This is a genomic window from Sporomusa aerivorans (genome assembly GCF_041428895.1).
Lineage (GTDB): Bacteria > Bacillota > Negativicutes > Sporomusales > Sporomusaceae > Sporomusa > Sporomusa aerivorans.
Window position 1 is genome coordinate 4,784,263 of sequence record NZ_CP156926.1, and the last position, 17,799, is coordinate 4,802,061.

Below are 17,799 nucleotides of genomic sequence, written 5' to 3' on the forward strand. Positions count from 1 at the left end.
CTTAGTTCTTGTTACGATCAGTTTGTTAAACTTGCATATTAAACTGTTTCATCCAACTTCCAAAGCTAATCAATCTCCATACAAAAAAGTTAAAGGGTTCTTGCCCTGAAATAATTTTCTCCGCTTTCGTCCGCGCTTTAATATTAATAATGCCTTTTGATGCTTCTATGGCTTCCTCTAATAGCTTTATAAATAATTGGGGCCTTTGTTTTCTCATCCAGATCTCTTCTGCAGTTACAAAGCCTAACTTATCTACACGTGTTCTGATTACCTCAGGTAAAATCCCTTTCATGCTTTGGCGCAAGATACGTTTTGTTGTTCCTTGCGCTAATTTGTATTCATCTGGCAAACCCAAAACAAACTCTACCAGGCGATAATCCAAAAAAGGTACTCTAGATTCAATTGAGTGCGCCATAGAGTTTCGGTCCTCCCAGTGTAGCAACATAGGAAGGACGGTTCCTGTTAAACAGCTCTTAGACATTGCAGTAACATTATCTGTTTTGAAACCGTGGACTACGAACGGGTCTTCAGGTTTAATTCCAAGTATTTTAATATTAAGCCAATCAGGCTTTAACGTATTTCTGCCGTTATATCTTTTTAGTGGCTGACGGATACTCTCAGGCAGTAACATATTAGCGACTAATGAAAGTAAAAAACGAACGTCATAGCCATGAAGAGCTTTGATATTCTTCATCTCGCGCATTAGCCCGATCAAATTTCCTTGCTTGATAAAATCAGCAAAATAAGGCCCGAAAAAGGTATGATACCCCGCCAGCAACTCATCGGCGCCCTGTCCGTCCAGCATGACTTTCACGCGTTTTTCTGACGCAAGTCTGAATACATTCCACTGTGCATAAATACTAGTGGAGAGATATGGTTCATCCTGAGATCTTGTAATCTCATCGCTATGCACAAATAGTTGGTCAAGTGCAGGACAAATCTCATAGTTTTCCACACCAAGCTGTTTAGTTACTGCGTGGATGTAATCACCTTCGTCATATTTGCGGTGTTCAGATCTTGCCGAAAAAGTTTTTTGGAGTTGCGAGGCCCCTTGACTCTTCAATATTTCATTACTAATGCATACTATTGTCGATGAATCCAGACCACCGGATAAGCATGATCCGACTTCAACATCTGCCCTTAGTCTTAGTTTTACTGAATCTGTCATTAGCTCATTAAAGCGAAGCGCCGCCTCGTCGAAACTCCCGCTGAACTCTTGGGGTGTTAATTCATACCAACGGTATATAGATAACTGTTTTCCTGTATCGTTAAGAGAGAGCTCAGCGGCTTCGCCGCCTCGTAATTGATAAACAGATTTAAACATTGTCTCACTGGTATGATCAAAAATAGCAAAGCTTAAAAAATCGTAAACTCTTGCTTCATTCACCTTAGGATTCCAGTATGGCAAGCAGCCAAATTGTTTTATTTCAGATGCGAATGCAATGCCTAAAGGTGATTGCCAATAATATAACGGTTTTACTCCAAGTCTATCCCGCGCAGCAAAGATTTTACAGGTCCGAGTATCATATATTACAAAAGCGAACATACCATTAAAATAGTGTAAGCAGTCTTTTCCCCAATGCTGATATGCCGCTAAAATCACTTCGGTATCAGTATTGGTACGGAACAGATAGCCTGCATTCATCAATTCATTACGTATTTCTATATAATTATATATTTCGCCATTATATGTAATCCAGTACCTATCATTATATGACATGGGCTGTATCCCAGCTTTAGTTAGATCTAAAATAGATAATCTTCTATGCCCAAGCCACGCCCTTTGTCCACTAAAATTTTCATGCCCCTCGCTATCTGGGCCGCGATGTTTAATTGCATCTGTCATATTTTTTATAAGTCTTGGGTCTAATTCATATTCGCTGAAAAGAGCCGCTATGCCACACATTCTATCAACTCCAAATAAAACTTAATAAAGCGAGGGTTACTTTCAAAAGTTGAATTGTGAAATAAAACAGTTATAGGATAATTATTTTTTTTAGCCGCATTTACTATGGCTAAATATCTATTGTATTCGAATTCACTATATGGATCTCTGTCTATAGTGGCATGTACATCCATGAGAATCAAAGGCTTCTCCTTCAAATCCATTTTCCTTCTATGCTGGAGATCATATACCGAATACTCATTTCCGGTTCCGCACCGATAGCCTACTTCTTCATAACCGCATGTCGAATCAAACTTCATACCCGCTTTATTCCATATTTGCCACGTTATAGGTGCTTCAAATCTTAGATAATGTTGTCGGCCCTCTTGGGATTCGTAGCCAATAGCGCGGTCAACCATTTTTTTCTCTTCAAGCCATGCGTCTGGGCTATTAAAGGTATCATATCCCGCATGAAAGCCCAAAATATGTCCTCTACGCTTGATTCGTTTAATTACTTCACACGTTTTTCTGCATTCGATAGAATAGTTAAGTCCTTTACTCATAAAATAAAAATGAGATTTTGCGTTGACGCTTTCTGAAATATCCATTAGCCAATCAAAGGTATCATATGGATCACGTATCATACCTCTTGAAACCATATAAAAGTTAGAAATGCGTTCCCATAACCGATTATACTGTTTCCGGTTAACGACATCCCCACAAACTTTTCTCAATAAGCTAGGTAAATCATTCCACAAAAATAAAAAATCAATATCGTGAGTGAATGTTACTTCAAATTGGCTTGGCTTTCGTTCTTGCTTTATTCCTTGATAACAAAGCATCTGCCATAACATTTCCACATATTCGTTGACTACCGGTCGGTTCAGAAAATTATTTTTATAAGCTAAACTTGCAGTATGGGGAAATCTATTGGTTTCATCTCGGAAGTTATTGATTCGTTCTTCTAATCTTGTGAGCATAAAAAAGCAAGATGCAAAAAAGTCAACCCCGCAGACGATCTTCTCCTCCATGATTTCAAACTGCATATTCCCAAAAATAATCGGAATATCCGACTGCGTTATAAATTCATTGCTCATAAAGGTTACTTGTTCAGGAAACTTGTTCATATTTAAATAACTATTATAACAGTCAAACTCAGAGAAAAAGTGATCCCTTATTACTAGTTGCTTACCATTATCAAGAGTGATCTTATAGTCATCGGTACTACTGATAAGAATACGATATTTTAAACTCAAAAATTCATTAAATATTATATCGAGTATATATTTTTTTTCAGGAAAGAAAGCTTCTGATACTTCTATTGTTATCATCGCTTAACTCCTAGCAGCCTTTTAAGAAAATATCTAGTTTTCAGCTCTACGTCAAGTATTCTAACATTTAAATCATAGATCATGCTTTCAGCCTTATTTTTGCGTGGATCTATATAATCGCCTTGTCTAATTAACTGACGAACTATTGTCTCATTTCCTGTTCCTTTAATTTCGTTCAGCACTTTATCTTTTGAAAGCACCGTCCATAAAAATGGTTTTCTGCCCTCGCTATACGGTATAAATTCTTTTAAAACAATATCTTTTATTAGCATTTCAAATAGATTTATGCCTGATTTATAGGATGAATAATTCCACATACCAGGACGCGGATTCACCTCAATTAAATTATAGGTACCTTCCCGAGTATCATATTTAAATTCAATATTAGAAATTCCATAATACCCAACAGCTTCTAATATCTGTTTGGCAGGCTGAATAATCGCAGGCTCATATTTTACAAGCCCAGATGTTATTGTCCCAGCATCTTTTGGATACTGTGTCAGTTTATGCCCAATAGACACTCCCTTGAGCACCTTATTTGAGTCGGAAAATGTTGTAATTGTATAGAGGTTTTCAATTCCTCCGGGAATATATTCTTGGACGATAAAAGGGCTAGAATATCCTTCGATAAATTTTTTCTGTATATATTGCGCTACCTCTTCATGACTCGAAAAGACCTGATTTCTTGGTCCTCTGGAAAATGCTGAAATAAAGTCCGTAACGGAGGAAGGCTTTATCAAAATTGGTGGCTTTAATGCTTTACAATCAGAAATATTATTCGTAAAACAAACGCACGTTTTAGGATATTTAATTAGCAACTTATCGCACAACTTATAAAGCTTATCTTTAATTGTTAGCTGTTCAACTACGTTCCAATCCGGGAATGTAAACTCAAATATATCTTCCAGCACATGTTTGTGCTTACTGAAAATAGTTAACCATTCATCACCTGTAACAAATAATATGGCTTTCTTTCCCTGATGCGCTAGCTTCAACCCAATCTCTCGCATAGCAGCTAATAGCGGTTGCTCACAATACCTTGGATCTGGGACATTAATGCACTCGCAAAAGGAGGAATAAGAAGTAAAATCGGACTGATAATTGCATATCAAAGAGTTAATACCATAAGTTTCGTGGAAGGTTCTAGCAATACTATATGCATTGACATACCCCCCCGCAATAACAGGTACAAAATTCATTATCTTGCTCCACCTTTACAACTAAATACATCGCTTAAGCGCTGCCTCTCGTTAAGTTGAACCCCGTTATTGTCAATAATCACCTGCGCTCCGTTTAAAGTACTTGTTCTCACTTTTCCTTTGGCAACCGGAAAACCGGCTAAACACGGAGCATCTAAAATACCCACCTTTATAGCATTATAAATAACAGTAGGTTCTAGCAAAGGATCTTCATATCCGGACCCCAAATTTTTTACAGCTTCTATAATCTGCATAGCTTCTGTTTTCAACTGTTCTTTACGATCCCTTACTTTTACGTCAATAAAATCAGGTATTCCTTGGTAGGCGACTTTGAGTACTTGTGTTGCTATCTTAATACTTTCAATGATTTCTCTATGTGTCGCTCTGTGAAGCGCCTCACAAAACGCAACCACATGAACTATATGAGGATTTAAACAAGCACCATAGAAAACGGTACTTGCCAACTGCCCTTTAGCCATTTCAGCATCGGACGGATAAGACAATAATCCTGGTCGGATCATTCTTATAATATTAAAGCTCTCATCTTCCAATGCTTGATGAAGCTCAATCTTCGCGAGCGCTTTCGCAATATCCATCTGGGGTGAAATATCCGGTGGTGTGCTTAGCATAAATTGCATAACATAGTTTTTTACACCTAACTTCTTAGCATTGTATCCGGCAAGATACGCAATTGCAACCTCTAATGCATCATGGCCATAACGCAATGACCATTGATGCGATTCATTTATTTCAACAGGCACGCCATTCTGAGCGTTCCATCTTATGGCCTCCTGGTTTTCTCTAATAGCATCAAGTAAACTGCGTTCTGATCTCCCATCCAATTCGGAATACCACGTCATAGGTACCGCAGCCCATGCATTATTGATACTATCTTTCAGAACCTTAGAAAAGTCAAGCAAATTCTCTGTTCCCGAATAGCACCTCATTAATGGATAATTTCCCCGCCTAGACGCCTCGTATAATTTTAAAAAGTCCTGTCTACAGCGTATAGGGACCCCTCCGGCGCCGTTCTGACGTGGATCTATTTTATCTTGTTTAAAGTAAAATTGCTGAGTATTTTGATCAGGAGCAATAGAAATTATATCTAGTAGACCTGATTCCGCAAGAATTCCTATACTTTTAGCAGTATCTTCCAAGTTATCTAGTCCTATATGATGCCTAATTAGCGGGTACGGACTTTTAAATCTAATTCTATCAACTAAATTTTGCGGCGGTATTACATCACTACCCGCATTTGTATAGGATTTTTGCAGATACAGACGGATAGTTTCTCGAGTTTCAGATCCATCAAAAACTCTAAGAATAAATTTATGTTTTATAGCTTCTTGAACAGTTTCTTTTGTTCCACCAAAAATGTATGTTTTATTTAATAGACCATTCTCTTCTAGCTTGCCTGCCAATTCATGCAGTATATGACCTAAAGGTTCATTCCCTAAGCGGTATCCAATCGCAATTTCATCAGGGTCCTCCTCCATGATGGCACCAACTAATTCATTAATGGAGACTGCACCACCCAAATTAACAGTTGCATATCCTTCTTGCTCAGCAATTCTAAGGAAGTTAAATACTCCCGCTACGTGAACGCAGTGACCAATAGAAGCTCCTAGTATCTTTCTCATTTACTCCCTCCTAACGCCCATTACCCTACAAAGAAAATCGCAAGTCAAATTTTCTTCCATTTTTAAAAAAATCATACTTTGTAACTTTAGAAATGAACTGGATTAGCGCCTCCGTATAGGACATTTCAATCCCAAATGCTTTGCCTGTATAATATATAGGAACCAATCCCGTCGAGACATCATCATAAATATATCGATGATTTAACGTTTGGGGACCAAGAATATCCTTATATGCACCAACGGACTGAATGCCTTTATAGATAGAAGTGTCTTGAGGCCCATACTCTTCTGCAATCCATTCTTGGAGTGAAATAAATTCACATCCGACCGATGCACAAACCAGTTTGCGTTCGCAATCAAGATTTTCTAGATATTCCGCAATAATCGGGGTTAATCCCTCATGATAAAATTTAAAACTTGTTCCGGCATCCACTCTACCAGTATTTAATACGGTAATTGTCGGGTGCAGCATTGCACCAATATTATTTAATGTGACCTGAAAGTAGTCTTCGATATAAATTAATTCAGGAAAAATGTCAGAAAGAATTCTATTTACAGAGTCACTCTTAACACGATAACCCGAGAAAAAAACTTTAGGCTTTTGGGCAAATATGTGAACCCGGTTACCTTCAGACCTGCAGGTATGAAGTATAGTTTGCGTCTCATAACACACGGGTCTAAATCCTTTGAGCTCATATATAATGTCAATAAATTCCATGCTCCCATAAGTTCTGCCGGGCATCAGAATTATAGCATGCTCAGGAGTTATGTACTCTGCGATTCGATGCGCAATGTCCCGGTGAGCTGTTCCAGGCGTAATAATTATCAATAGTTTTGATTTTGTGACAGCATTCTTTATATCCGGGACTATATTGATTGGGATTTTTACATTTAAGCCAGCAACATAATCGAATACCTCAATTGTGTTATTAGCCGTGATTATTGTAGTGGTCCTGTCCGTTGAACGATTCCAAGAGCATGTCTCAATTCCCTTAGTATGTAAATAATAGCTCATTGCTAACCCACCGTTTCCAGCACCAATAACCGTTATCATCCCGATTCCTCCTTGCTTTATTATGCATTAAATTTGATACGCCTTTGCATTTCAAAGATGAAGGTTCTGTTTATAAAAAGATATAACAAAAGTAAACTAATATTAATCAAACAGGCAAGATATCCAGCAAGATATATACTTATAAAATAAGCTGTGATAATAAGCAGCAAACCTCCACTTAGTAATGCATAGTCAATTTTTATCCCAAAATAATGTCGGGTAGATCGCAGTCGTATAGCAAACAGAATGATATACGCTATTAGTGACGATGCAACAGCGCCATAGATACCAAACTGAGGAATTAGAATAATATTCAATGCCATACTAGAAATCGCACTAATTAGAGTAGTATAAAAGGCTCCCCCCATTTTCTTTGTACAATCATATCCTGTTCCCAAGAAGACACTAAATCCCCAAAACATTGCACTAATAAGTAACGGCCCAACATACTTCCAAGCAATACTAAAATCGCCACCAATAAAATGGGGAATAACATATTTCAAGCATATTGTTAGCAATAAAATTACTAGCAATTGCAATCTCATTAAGTTGTTAAAGACTTTTGAGTAGAATTCAAGGCTAGTTTCTGAAGAAAATTCTTTAATGGCCACTGCCTTCCACGCCTTATCAAATATTGTGTTAATTATGATTAAGATGCTAGCGATTCTGAAAGCAACTGCATATATACCAACATCATCTAGTCCAAGAAAATGTTGCATAAAAAAACGATCTGAAAGAGTCATTCCCCACCAGCATACCCCGCTAGCAGTTACCGGGATGGTATATTTTAATAACATGAGTAATGTGTGCTTATTAAATCTTTTATGCGCCATAATTATATATCGGTAAATTCCACCTGTAGCGACTACTATTCCAGTTCCTATGAGCAATGCAATAGTATTTGCCACAAGCATGCCATCATAACTCATTTTAAAGTAACCAATTAAAACTACATTCAAAACACCAATAAAAAAAGAGCAAGCTACTCCACTAATAATAAATATCTTTATTTTATTCAGACCTCTTGCCACCTGATTAAAAAAACCATTCCATATTGTAACAAAGTAAAAAATAATAATTAAATAAATATAATTAATGACAATACCCGAATACATCAGAGTTATAATACTCAACGTTACTATTATGCCAGTTACTATAGTTAGGAAGACAATAGTTGTCGAAAGAATATCCTCTGTCTCAGCCTCTGTGGATTCCAATAAAAATCTAAATACTCCATAAGATATATCTAATGATATAACAATTGTTACTAACTGTGAAAGTGTTAGAATTACGTCCATGGCTCCATATTCAGCGGGAGTAAGGACATATGTATAAAATGGAACCAGCAGGAATGTAATTAACCTTACCCCAAATTCACCTGCTGCGTAGATTGCTGTATCAGATAATAATGTTTTAAAACGACTCAAACATCCACCTCATTTAGTACCGCCAGTCTCTAAGTACTTGCCTAGCATTTTCTTGGTTTGCACTCTACTATGTTTCATTTTACTCATACATAAAATAGCCTTATCTAAAAACCTAACACATTGCGCTGAAAAATTAACCTAAAATTTTAATCAATGTAGCTATTACTTTGTTTTGATCTTTGATATTTAAATAGGGATTCATAGGCAAGCTCATAACTTTCTTAGCAATGGCCTCAGCTATTGGAAAGCTTCCCTCTGACTGATTTAGATTAGAAAAAACCGGTTGCAGATTAAGCGGAATAGGGTAGTGTACTGCTGTGGGTACTCCCTCATCATGAAGTTTTGCTTGAACTTCATTCCGCTTCTCTATTTCGACCGTATACTGGGCGAAAATACCAGTATTATATTTTTCTATATAAGGAGTAACGACTATATGCTGTAATGCCTCAGTATATCTATTTCCCACAATCTGACGCAGTTCGACTTCTTCATCAAAAACCTCTAATTTTGCCAGTAAAATAGCAGCTTGAATCGTATCTAGTCGGCCATTCACACCAACAACAAGGTGGTGATAGCGCCGTTCCTGCCCATGTGAACGAATTTGTCGCATCGTACTGGCTAAATCATCGTCATTTGTAAAACAAGCGCCACCATCTCCATAGCAACCCAATGGCTTCGTGGGGAAAAAACTGGTACACCCGATGGTTGTTAAACCGCAGGATTTTTTTCCTTTATAGGTAGCACCAAAACTCTGCGCGGCATCTTCAATAACAGGTATGCTATATTTGTTAGCAATCATATTAATTGTATCAAAATCCGCGCACTGTCCATATAGACTAACAGGCATAATAGCTCTTGTCTTAGGAGTAATTGCTGCCTTTAGCTTACAAGGGTCTAAATTATACGTTTTAGGATCAATATCCACAAATACTGGTCTAGCACCGAGCAAAACAGCTACTTCCGCAGTTGCAATAAAAGTAAACGGTGTCGTGATTACTTCATCGCCAGGTTTAATTCCCTGTGCCATTAAAGCAATCAAGAGTGCATCCGTACCATTTGCCACTGAAATGCAATGCTTCACCCCTACGTATGCAGCTAATTTTTCTTCTAGCTCAAATACTTCAGGTCCCATAATATATTGGCCATGCTCCAGCACGTTAGCAATACGTTCATCTATTGATTGTCGTATTCTCTGTTGTTGAGTTTTCAGATCAATAAAAGGTATCATTTTTACGTCCTCTCACTATTACTTGATTTTCAAATGAGTTCCACAACGATTACAGATTACTTTATTTGCATCTGCTTTTACTATTATATCCCCGCAGGCGCAGACCCAGCCTTGTATTGTTGCAGGAGTGCCAAAAACCATGGCATAATCCGGTATATCTTTAGTAACTACTGAACCGGCGCCGACAAAAGCGTATTTTCCAATTGTGGTACCACAGACGATGGTAGCATTAGCCCCAATACTAGCTCCTTTTTGCACTAACGTTGTCATATAATCAGTTGATGTATTGCGAGGATATTCACACCTTGGAGTCTTAACATTGGTGAATACCATGCTAGGACCACAGAATACATAGTCTTCTAATATAACACCTTCATATACGCTTACATTATTTTGTATTTTTACGTTGTTGCCAATTTTGACCTTGCCTGCAACAAACACATTTTGTCCAATCCTACAATTTTGACCAATCTCCACATTAGCTGAGATATGGCAAAAATGCCATATCTGAGTGCCGTCACCAATCTTAGAGGGCTCATCTATATAGGAAGACGGGTGCACCATATATTTCTTATCAAAGTTTTCCTGTTTCATGTTATTACCTCTTTAACTATAAGCCTATTCCGATAGTAAATTGTTCTTTTAGCGGTAAAGTGACTTCCTTTTTATATTTAGCAGAGTGATAAATTGCTAATATGATTTCTAGCGCTTTACGACCTTCTTCGCCGCTCACGGCCGGTTCACGATCTTCCGTAATGGCTTGCATAAAATCATCAATAATATCCGCATGCCCAAAGCCATATACATTAGGCGGTTCATTACCCTGATCAGCCAATATAGCAGCTTCATTGTCTCCCGGGAATCGCCATGCTTCTATCTTATTCACCGCAATACCGCCAATGCATGCAGTACCGTTGCTACCAAATATACTTAAAGTTTCTTCTAGATTTGTGGGATATATGGTAGTAGTAGCTTCAATAATACCTAACGCGTCATTGTAGAATTTTAAAACGACGGCCCCTATATCCTCGCCTTCAATATCACGCAGATTGGTTGCTGTATATGCAAACAAGGATTCTACCGGCCCCATCATCCACTGCAAAAGATCAATATTGTGAATTGATTGATTCATAAGACATCCGCCATCTTGCTCCCAAGTACCACGCCAGGGAGCTTGACTGTAATATTCGTCATTTCTATTCCAACGCACAACAGCAGCTGCATGCGTAAGCTTGCCAAACCGTTCAAACTCGACTGCCTTGCGCAATTTAACAATTGCCTTATTAAAACGATTTTGATGAACCACTCCAAGTTTAACCCCTACTTTGCGTGCTGCAGCAATCATCCTATCAGCTTCAGCCAAAGACATAGCCATTGGTTTTTCGACCAACACATGCTTGCCTGCCTGGATTGCATCAATAGCGATTCTGGCGTGAAGTCCGCTTTCAGTACAAATATTTACTACATCTATATTGGAATCAGCGAGCATTTCTTGATAATTTGTATAGCCTTTGCAGTCATATGTTCTAGAAGCTTTTGTTAAAGCCTCAGCGTTGATGTCACATACTGCGGCTAATCTAGCGCCAGGCAAAACTTTTATCGATTCCATATGGTTTTCAGAAATACGTCCGCAGCCTATAATGCCAAACCGATAAGTCTTCATCCTTATTACTCCCTATATTTTGGTAACATTATACTTATAATCGCTACTAACATTCTTACAAGCGTTCCTAGTGTCAACTACTGCTTGAGCATATCTCGCCACACGCTCATAATCGACATCACTATGTTTAGTTGTAATCAGAACACAGTCCGCCTGCTTTAAAGCTTCATCCGTCAATGCAACACTACTCATAGAAAAGGTATAAGGTTCATGTGGATATACGTCCGGTATATAGCGGTCATGATAAGTCACTTCGGCATTTTCTTTTAATAAAAGATCAATAATTTTTAGCGCCGGCGATTCCCGACAATCGTCAATATCATTTTTATATGCAATGCCTAAAATTAATATTTTCGCACCATTTAACGCTTTTCTTGCCTTTGATAAAACTTTAATTACTTTTTCCACAACATAGTACGATGCTTGGAGATTTATTTCACCTGCTAACTCGATAAAACGAGTATGAAAATCATGTTCACGCGCTTTCCAGGTTAGATAAAATGGATCGATAGGTATACAATGACCGCCTACACCCGGACCAGGGTAAAAAGTTTGTATGCCGAAAGGTTTTGTTCCTGCAGCATCAACAACTTCCCAAACATCAATCCCCATACGATCGCAAAGAAACATTAACTCGTTGACTAATGCAATATTTACTGCACGATATGTATTTTCAAACACTTTTGTCATTTCCGCAACAGCAGTTGAAGAAACCGGGTGTATGTTTACTATAGTTTGCGAATAAAAAGTAGTAGCAACATCTAGACATACCGGTGTTATGCCTCCAACAACCTTTGATGTATTTTTTGTCGTATATCGCTTATTGCCTGGATCAACACGCTCCGGTGAAAAAGCTAAGAAAAAATCCTGACCTACTGTTAGACCTGTTGCTTCCAACTTTGGTAAAATAACTTCCGCTGTTGTTCCGGGATAGGTTGTACTTTCCAGTGTCACTAACTGCCCTGGATTTAAATACTTGGCAATTTCATTAGTAACATTGTTAATGTATGATATATCCGGGTCACGCGTAATAGTTAAAGGTGTAGGCACACAAATAACAATGACGTCCACCTCTGTCAACTTTGAAAAATCGACAGTAGCAACTAGCTGCCTTCTATCAGTCAAAACTTTTAACTCTTCATTGTTAACATCTTTAATGTAGTTTTCGCCACGATTAACTTGTCCGACACGAGCAGCGTTACGATCAAAACCAATGACCTTAAATCCTACTTTTGCCTTTTCTACTGCTAATGGTAATCCCACATAGCCTAAGCCAACCACACCAATTACTGACATTTTATTTACGAGGTTATCTTTCAACAAATCACAATATCGCGTAAAACGCAAGTCTGAATTACTCAAAAAAACTCCTCATTTCACGATTGTTCTTTTATATTATGGTATGTACTCAAACTAAACTGCTCTAAAGAAGCTGTATTATTTCAAGGTTCACACCGATTACGGGCAATAATGATTCAATCTAACTAATATCTTGTTTCTAAAATAATGATACTTGCAATAATAAATTTATCGACCTTCTACTATAGCACTAAATTCTGAGGAAACTATTTGAGGTTGTGTTGCCTTATACAACTTTTTCTCAGGTGTTCTCTCATTACAAAACTTTTCTCTAGTAACATGATAAGACGGGATAAGGTCTTCCAAAATATGAATTATTGCATCATAATCACGTGTTTCCTTTTGTAACAAGACTAAGGAATTTACTAATTGTTGCTCATCTATAAGTTTAAGATTGGCAACATAAATTTTTTCATGTTTTGTAGAGTTTGTACCTTCCTCAGCCGTCAGTAATTCTTCAAATAATTTTTCGCCAGGTCTTAAACCTGTAAACTTGAATGTTATATCTTTGTCAAGTATTAAACCCGAAAGTTCAATCAAGTCCTTAGCCATATCAACAATCTTAACCGGCTCTCCCATATCTAAAACAAAGACTTCTCCTCCATTGGCCATTGAACCAGCCTGAAGAACTAATTGCGCCGCTTCAGGAATTGTCATAAAATATCTTTTCATGTCCGGATGCGTCACTGTAATCGGTCCACCTTGGGCGATCTGTTTTTTGAATAAGGGAATAACGCTTCCCCTGCTACCGAGAACATTGCCGAAACGTACAGCAGCAAACTTAGTTCTGCCTTTACCATTCAAAGACTGAATGATAAGTTCAGCAGCCCGTTTTGTAGCTCCCATGACACTGGTAGGATTTACGGCCTTATCCGTTGAGATCATGATAAATGTTTCAGCATTCATGCTACGAGCAGCCTCAGCAACATTCTTAGTTCCAAATACATTGTTCCTGACGGCTTCTTCCGGTTGAGCTTCCATTAGGGGAACATGCTTATGCGCCGCTGCATGAAATACTACTTGAGGCTTATAAATATCAAAAACATGCTTAATTCTACTTTCATCACGGACATCGGCAATGACGGGCACAATATTTAAGTCACAATAATTATCCTTGAGCTCTCTGTCTATCTCATAAATACTGTTTTCACCTTTGCCCAGTAATATCATTTTATCAGGATTAAGCTTCGCAATCTGCCGACATAGCTCTGAGCCGATAGAGCCGCCAGCGCCGGTTACTAAAATTCTTTTGCCGGCAAGATAACTAGCAATCTGCTCCAGATCAAGTTGTACCGGTTCACGTCTTAACAAATCTTCTAAATCCACGTCACGCAGTTGATGTAGGTTAACCTTATTATTCATCAATTCGAAAATGCCGGGAACAATTTTAACCGAGCAACCTGTCTGCTTGCAATTCCGGACAATTTCCTTTAGTTGCGCTCCACCAAGCGAAGGTATCGCAATAATTATTTCAGTTGCGTTTGCTTCGGCTGTAATTCTTTTGATGTCTTTACAACTTCCCAGCACGCTTGCACCAAGCAAACTTTGATTGTGCTTAAATATATCGTCGTCAATAAAACCAACCAATCTCTTAGTATCACGATACCGGTCAATAATTTCGCGGGCAATGATGGCGCCGGCGTCACCAGCGCCAAAGATCAACGTGTTCGTCAGCTTGGCCTTCTGCCTATTTCTTTGCAAGTGCAATATCCTGATAAACAGCCGGCTGGTGCCAATGAAGACAATGACCATCAGCCAGGTAAGAATCGGTATGCTTCTTGGCAGGACAGCACCGATAGCGTACATGTATACTGTAATAATGCAGGTACTGATTGTTACCGCACCAACTATGCTCAGCAGTTCCGGTATACTGGCGTAACGCCACAACCGGCGATATAAACCAAAAGCATAGAAAGTAGCCAAGCGTACCAATACAATCTCCGGTAAACAATGCATTATTACATTAAAATAACGATGATCAACCAAACCATCAAACCGAATATACAAAGCTATAAAAGGAACGATGGCAACGATCGCCGCATCAATCAGCAATAGGCACATTGAAACAAGCATCTTACGCCGCATAGGTCTACACCCCAGCTTTATTTAGCAATTTTTTTCTCATTCCCATAGTAATAATAGTAGTAGGCATGTTCTTCCTCAATCTCTACCCGGTTCAAAATGACGCCAAGGACATGCCCGTTGGCATTTCTAAGAAGCTCCTTGGCTTTTTGCGCCATTTCCGGTCGCACCAACCCCGCCCCCAGCACCAATACTATCCCATCAACGCCGGACGCCAGCACACAGGCATCGGTAACGGCGACCGTGGGCGGTGCGTCAATAATGACTATATCTGCCAGCTTCTTGGCGTCATTAATAATTTCACGCATCTTAACCGACCCCAGTAGTTCGGAAGGATTGGGCGGAATGGGGCCGCTGGTGAGGACCTGCAAGTTATCAATCTCCGTATTCTGGATAAGTTCTTCCACAGAACGGTCTTCGACAAGAATATTGGTTACGCCCCGGTTGCGTTTACCAAAAATTTTGTGCTGCACCGGTTTGCGCAGGTCGCAGTCAATGATGATGACCTTTTTCCCGGCTTGTGCCATAGCCACTGCCGTATTGGCGGTTGTTGTCGATTTGCCTTCGCCCGGACCGGCGCTGGTAAACATAATGACTTTAAGTTCACCATCTATTTTAGCAAATTGTATATTGGTCCGCAGCGTGCGGTAGGCTTCGGCTACCGGTGACTTGGCGTCCTCGTGGACAATAAGCTGTCGTTTCTGACTCATATTTCACCTCATAAGTAAATAGCCATTATCGCCATTATATTTAAACGCGATCAGCAGCTTTGAATTTTATCAGTTTCGTCAAGCGAGTCCGCCATGTATCCCCGCTATTAATCTCACTGTTAAAGTCAGGAATGCTGCCCAATACCGGTAAATCCAGGTATTGCTTAACATCATCGGCTGTCCGGACTGTTTTGTTGATATATTCCGTTAAGAAGGCTATACCTGTACCGGTAAACAAACCTAGAATAGCCGCAATAACAATGTTCAGGATTTTTTTCGGTTTGACCGGTTTTTCGGGAGCAATGGCCTTATCAATGACCTGCACATCGGTCGGTTCCATAACCTCACTGATACGTGCTTCTTCATACCGCTTGGCCAGCATGATATATATCTCCTGGGCAACGCTCGCGTCTCGCGCCACTTTTACCAGTCCTTGCTCTTTGGCCGGAAGCTTAACGATTTCTTTACTGCTCTCCGCCAATACCTGACTGATTGCCTGCTGTTGCGCCGCAGCTACTGCAATCTCGGCTTGCGCCTGAATCTTGGCTTGCAATAATCCCTGGTGAATGGGGTTGGTGGAGGCGGCGTCTTCACTTGCGACGCGGGCCAGTTCGGCCTTAAGCTTGGCCTGGGTTTCATTCACCGCCGCCTGGGCTGCCATCACCTGAGGATGCTTATCGGTATAATTTTTCTTCAAGCTTACCAGTTGTACTTCGAGGTCAACTAATTTGCCCTTATATTGCTGAATTAAGGGATTGTCGGCGATAGCGCCGATTTTTTCAGTACCCAGTTGTTGTTGAGCGCTGGCCAGTTTCGCCTGCGAGGCCGCTAGGCCAACCTGATTGTCGGCCGATAATTTGTCAATGGCCGCCATCTTATTGAGCAAGGCCTTGCCTTCCTCTGAAGGATCGACTATTCTTTGTGCCTGTTTGTACTTTTCCAGGGCTGCTTCAGCCTGCTCCAATTCTTCTTTAGACTCTCTCAGCCTGTATCCAATGAACTCTTTTATCGTAGAACGTTGGTCTCTGACCAACGAAGTTAATCTGTTAATAAAAATCTCTACAAGCGCATTGGTAATGTTCTCTGCTTCTTCCGGTGAATCAGCCTGTACTTTGATATTAAGTATCTCCGTGTCTTTTACCGGCTGAGTAGAAATTTTTTTAAGCATGCTCTCGTACTTCGGCGGTTCGTCCTTATCGCTCTGCGTTCTGTCGATTAGTTCCTGAACAACGGTACGGCTTTTGAGGATTTCCGCATAGGTAGACATGAGCTGCTTCGTCCCCATAGGATTGCCGGTCGGTAAATCGCCTAGCAGGGAATCGGCCAGGCCTTTGGGCTGCTTTATCCTGAGCGCAGTTTCCCCTTCGTAGGTAGGCGGGATGATAAAACTGCTCACCGTCGCCAGGATAACGAATATCAGAAACATGCTGACTATAAGCTTGCGTTTCTTTTTTAGTATTTTAATGATATCTTTCAAATCCAGCGTGGTTTCGTCCACGTCGATACCCCCAAATATAAAATTGCTGCATAGTATTAATTATTCTGTATTTCACTGACTTGATAAACGGCCGATACCCAGGGCAGGATATCTCTGGCGAAATCAAGCTTACCGCTCTTGGTCAGGAAAACAACATCACCTTCGTTGAGAACGATATTCTGGGACATATCACCTTTTTCCAGCAGGTTTAACAAGTCTACTTTTACTTTGGTATTAACGGCCTCCTGCTCTTTGCGAATCACATAGACTTTCTTCTTAGCGGCGTATTTGGTATAGCTGCCGGCTATACCAACGGCATCAAGAAGATTATGCTGCTTTTCCAGTTCGTACATGCCCGGCTTGGCGACTTCTCCCAGGACATACACCCGGGTGGTCCTGTACTTGAATATATTTACGGTTACTATGGGATTTTTAACATAATTGCTCAAGCTGTCTGTTATGGTTTGGCTCAATTCAGTCGGCGATAAACCGCCGGCCTGGACTTCCCCCACCAGCGGAAAGGCAATTTTGCCGTCCGGCCTTACCGGAATCTCCTTTATTTGCAGGTCTTCATAACCCCATACACTAATTTCCAGAACATCCCCCGGAGCCAGTTGATAGTTTTGTGCCGACACCGGAAATATGCCGAAAATGATCGACAACAACACCGCTAAAACTAGCCTGCCTGCTTTTTTGCCCACTCAGTATCCCCCATTCTTCCTATAATGCTATTAAAATTTCTAC

At 39.8% G+C, this 17,799-nt stretch carries 14 protein-coding genes; all 14 read right to left on the reverse strand.

The annotated features are described in order from the left end of the window. Positions 1-25: 25 nt before the first annotated feature. Positions 26-1,906: an asparagine synthase (glutamine-hydrolyzing) gene (gene asnB / locus SATMO3_RS23100; RefSeq protein ID WP_371372114.1), complete on the reverse strand. Its 1,881-nt coding sequence runs from the start codon at positions 1,904-1,906 to the stop codon at positions 26-28. After that, a complete protein-coding gene (locus SATMO3_RS23105; RefSeq protein ID WP_371372115.1) occupies positions 1,894-3,216 on the reverse strand; it encodes a polysaccharide deacetylase family protein in 1,323 nt (440 codons plus the stop codon). Before SATMO3_RS23105 ends, asnB begins: the two co-directional genes overlap by 13 nt. Next, a complete protein-coding gene (locus tag SATMO3_RS23110; protein WP_371372116.1) occupies positions 3,213-4,415 on the reverse strand; it encodes an ATP-grasp domain-containing protein in 1,203 nt (400 codons plus the stop codon). The genes SATMO3_RS23105 and SATMO3_RS23110 overlap by 4 nt, the downstream gene beginning before the upstream one ends. Beyond that, positions 4,415-6,055, reverse strand: a complete 1,641-nt coding sequence (locus SATMO3_RS23115; RefSeq protein WP_371372117.1) for a hypothetical protein — start codon at positions 6,053-6,055, stop codon at positions 4,415-4,417. Before SATMO3_RS23115 ends, SATMO3_RS23110 begins: the two co-directional genes overlap by 1 nt. Positions 6,056-6,080: 25 nt before the next feature. Further along, positions 6,081-7,109: an NAD/NADP octopine/nopaline dehydrogenase family protein gene (locus SATMO3_RS23120; protein ID WP_371372118.1), complete on the reverse strand. Its 1,029-nt coding sequence runs from the start codon at positions 7,107-7,109 to the stop codon at positions 6,081-6,083. Between the two features lie 20 nt (positions 7,110-7,129). Beyond that, positions 7,130-8,536, reverse strand: coding sequence for an oligosaccharide flippase family protein (locus tag SATMO3_RS23125; RefSeq protein ID WP_371372119.1), 1,407 nt, complete (start codon positions 8,534-8,536; stop codon positions 7,130-7,132). Positions 8,537-8,669: 133 nt separating this feature from the next. Continuing rightward, positions 8,670-9,764, reverse strand: coding sequence for a DegT/DnrJ/EryC1/StrS family aminotransferase (locus SATMO3_RS23130; protein ID WP_371372120.1), 1,095 nt, complete (start codon positions 9,762-9,764; stop codon positions 8,670-8,672). Between the two features lie 18 nt (positions 9,765-9,782). After that, positions 9,783-10,358: an acyltransferase gene (locus tag SATMO3_RS23135; protein ID WP_371372121.1), complete on the reverse strand. Its 576-nt coding sequence runs from the start codon at positions 10,356-10,358 to the stop codon at positions 9,783-9,785. Between the two features lie 16 nt (positions 10,359-10,374). Continuing rightward, a complete protein-coding gene (locus tag SATMO3_RS23140; protein WP_371372122.1) occupies positions 10,375-11,427 on the reverse strand; it encodes a Gfo/Idh/MocA family protein in 1,053 nt (350 codons plus the stop codon). A gap of 12 nt (positions 11,428-11,439) precedes the next feature. Beyond that, on the reverse strand, positions 11,440-12,789 hold the full coding sequence (locus SATMO3_RS23145; protein ID WP_371372123.1) for a nucleotide sugar dehydrogenase: 1,350 nt from the start codon (positions 12,787-12,789) through the stop codon (positions 11,440-11,442). A gap of 165 nt (positions 12,790-12,954) precedes the next feature. Next, positions 12,955-14,871 carry a polysaccharide biosynthesis protein gene (locus SATMO3_RS23150; RefSeq protein WP_371372124.1) on the reverse strand — a complete coding sequence of 639 codons (1,917 nt, stop codon included), beginning with the start codon at positions 14,869-14,871 and terminating at the stop codon, positions 12,955-12,957. A 17-nt stretch (positions 14,872-14,888) separates the two neighbouring features. After that, positions 14,889-15,578 carry a CpsD/CapB family tyrosine-protein kinase gene (locus SATMO3_RS23155; protein WP_371372125.1) on the reverse strand — a complete coding sequence of 230 codons (690 nt, stop codon included), beginning with the start codon at positions 15,576-15,578 and terminating at the stop codon, positions 14,889-14,891. Positions 15,579-15,618: 40 nt separating this feature from the next. Beyond that, positions 15,619-17,076 carry a GumC family protein gene (locus SATMO3_RS23160; protein WP_371372126.1) on the reverse strand — a complete coding sequence of 486 codons (1,458 nt, stop codon included), beginning with the start codon at positions 17,074-17,076 and terminating at the stop codon, positions 15,619-15,621. A 35-nt stretch (positions 17,077-17,111) separates the two neighbouring features. Further along, positions 17,112-17,756 (reverse strand): polysaccharide biosynthesis/export family protein, encoded by a 645-nt coding sequence (locus SATMO3_RS23165; protein ID WP_371372127.1) that lies wholly within the window; start codon positions 17,754-17,756, stop codon positions 17,112-17,114. Between the last annotated feature and the right edge of the window lie 43 nt (positions 17,757-17,799).

Coding starts and splice junctions, on each gene's coding strand:
- SATMO3_RS23150 (WP_371372124.1), bottom strand. CDS start 14,871: ATGCGGCGTAAGATGCTTGTTTCAATGTGCCTATTGCTGATTGATGCG.
- SATMO3_RS23105 (WP_371372115.1), bottom strand. CDS start 3,216: ATGATAACAATAGAAGTATCAGAAGCTTTCTTTCCTGAAAAAAAATAT.
- SATMO3_RS23140 (WP_371372122.1), bottom strand. CDS start 11,427: ATGAAGACTTATCGGTTTGGCATTATAGGCTGCGGACGTATTTCTGAA.
- SATMO3_RS23130 (WP_371372120.1), bottom strand. CDS start 9,764: ATGATACCTTTTATTGATCTGAAAACTCAACAACAGAGAATACGACAA.
- SATMO3_RS23115 (WP_371372117.1), bottom strand. CDS start 6,055: ATGAGAAAGATACTAGGAGCTTCTATTGGTCACTGCGTTCACGTAGCG.
- SATMO3_RS23110 (WP_371372116.1), bottom strand. CDS start 4,415: ATGAATTTTGTACCTGTTATTGCGGGGGGGTATGTCAATGCATATAGT.
- asnB (WP_371372114.1), bottom strand. CDS start 1,906: ATGTGTGGCATAGCGGCTCTTTTCAGCGAATATGAATTAGACCCAAGA.
- SATMO3_RS23120 (WP_371372118.1), bottom strand. CDS start 7,109: ATGATAACGGTTATTGGTGCTGGAAACGGTGGGTTAGCAATGAGCTAT.
- SATMO3_RS23135 (WP_371372121.1), bottom strand. CDS start 10,358: ATGAAACAGGAAAACTTTGATAAGAAATATATGGTGCACCCGTCTTCC.
- SATMO3_RS23155 (WP_371372125.1), bottom strand. CDS start 15,578: ATGAGTCAGAAACGACAGCTTATTGTCCACGAGGACGCCAAGTCACCG.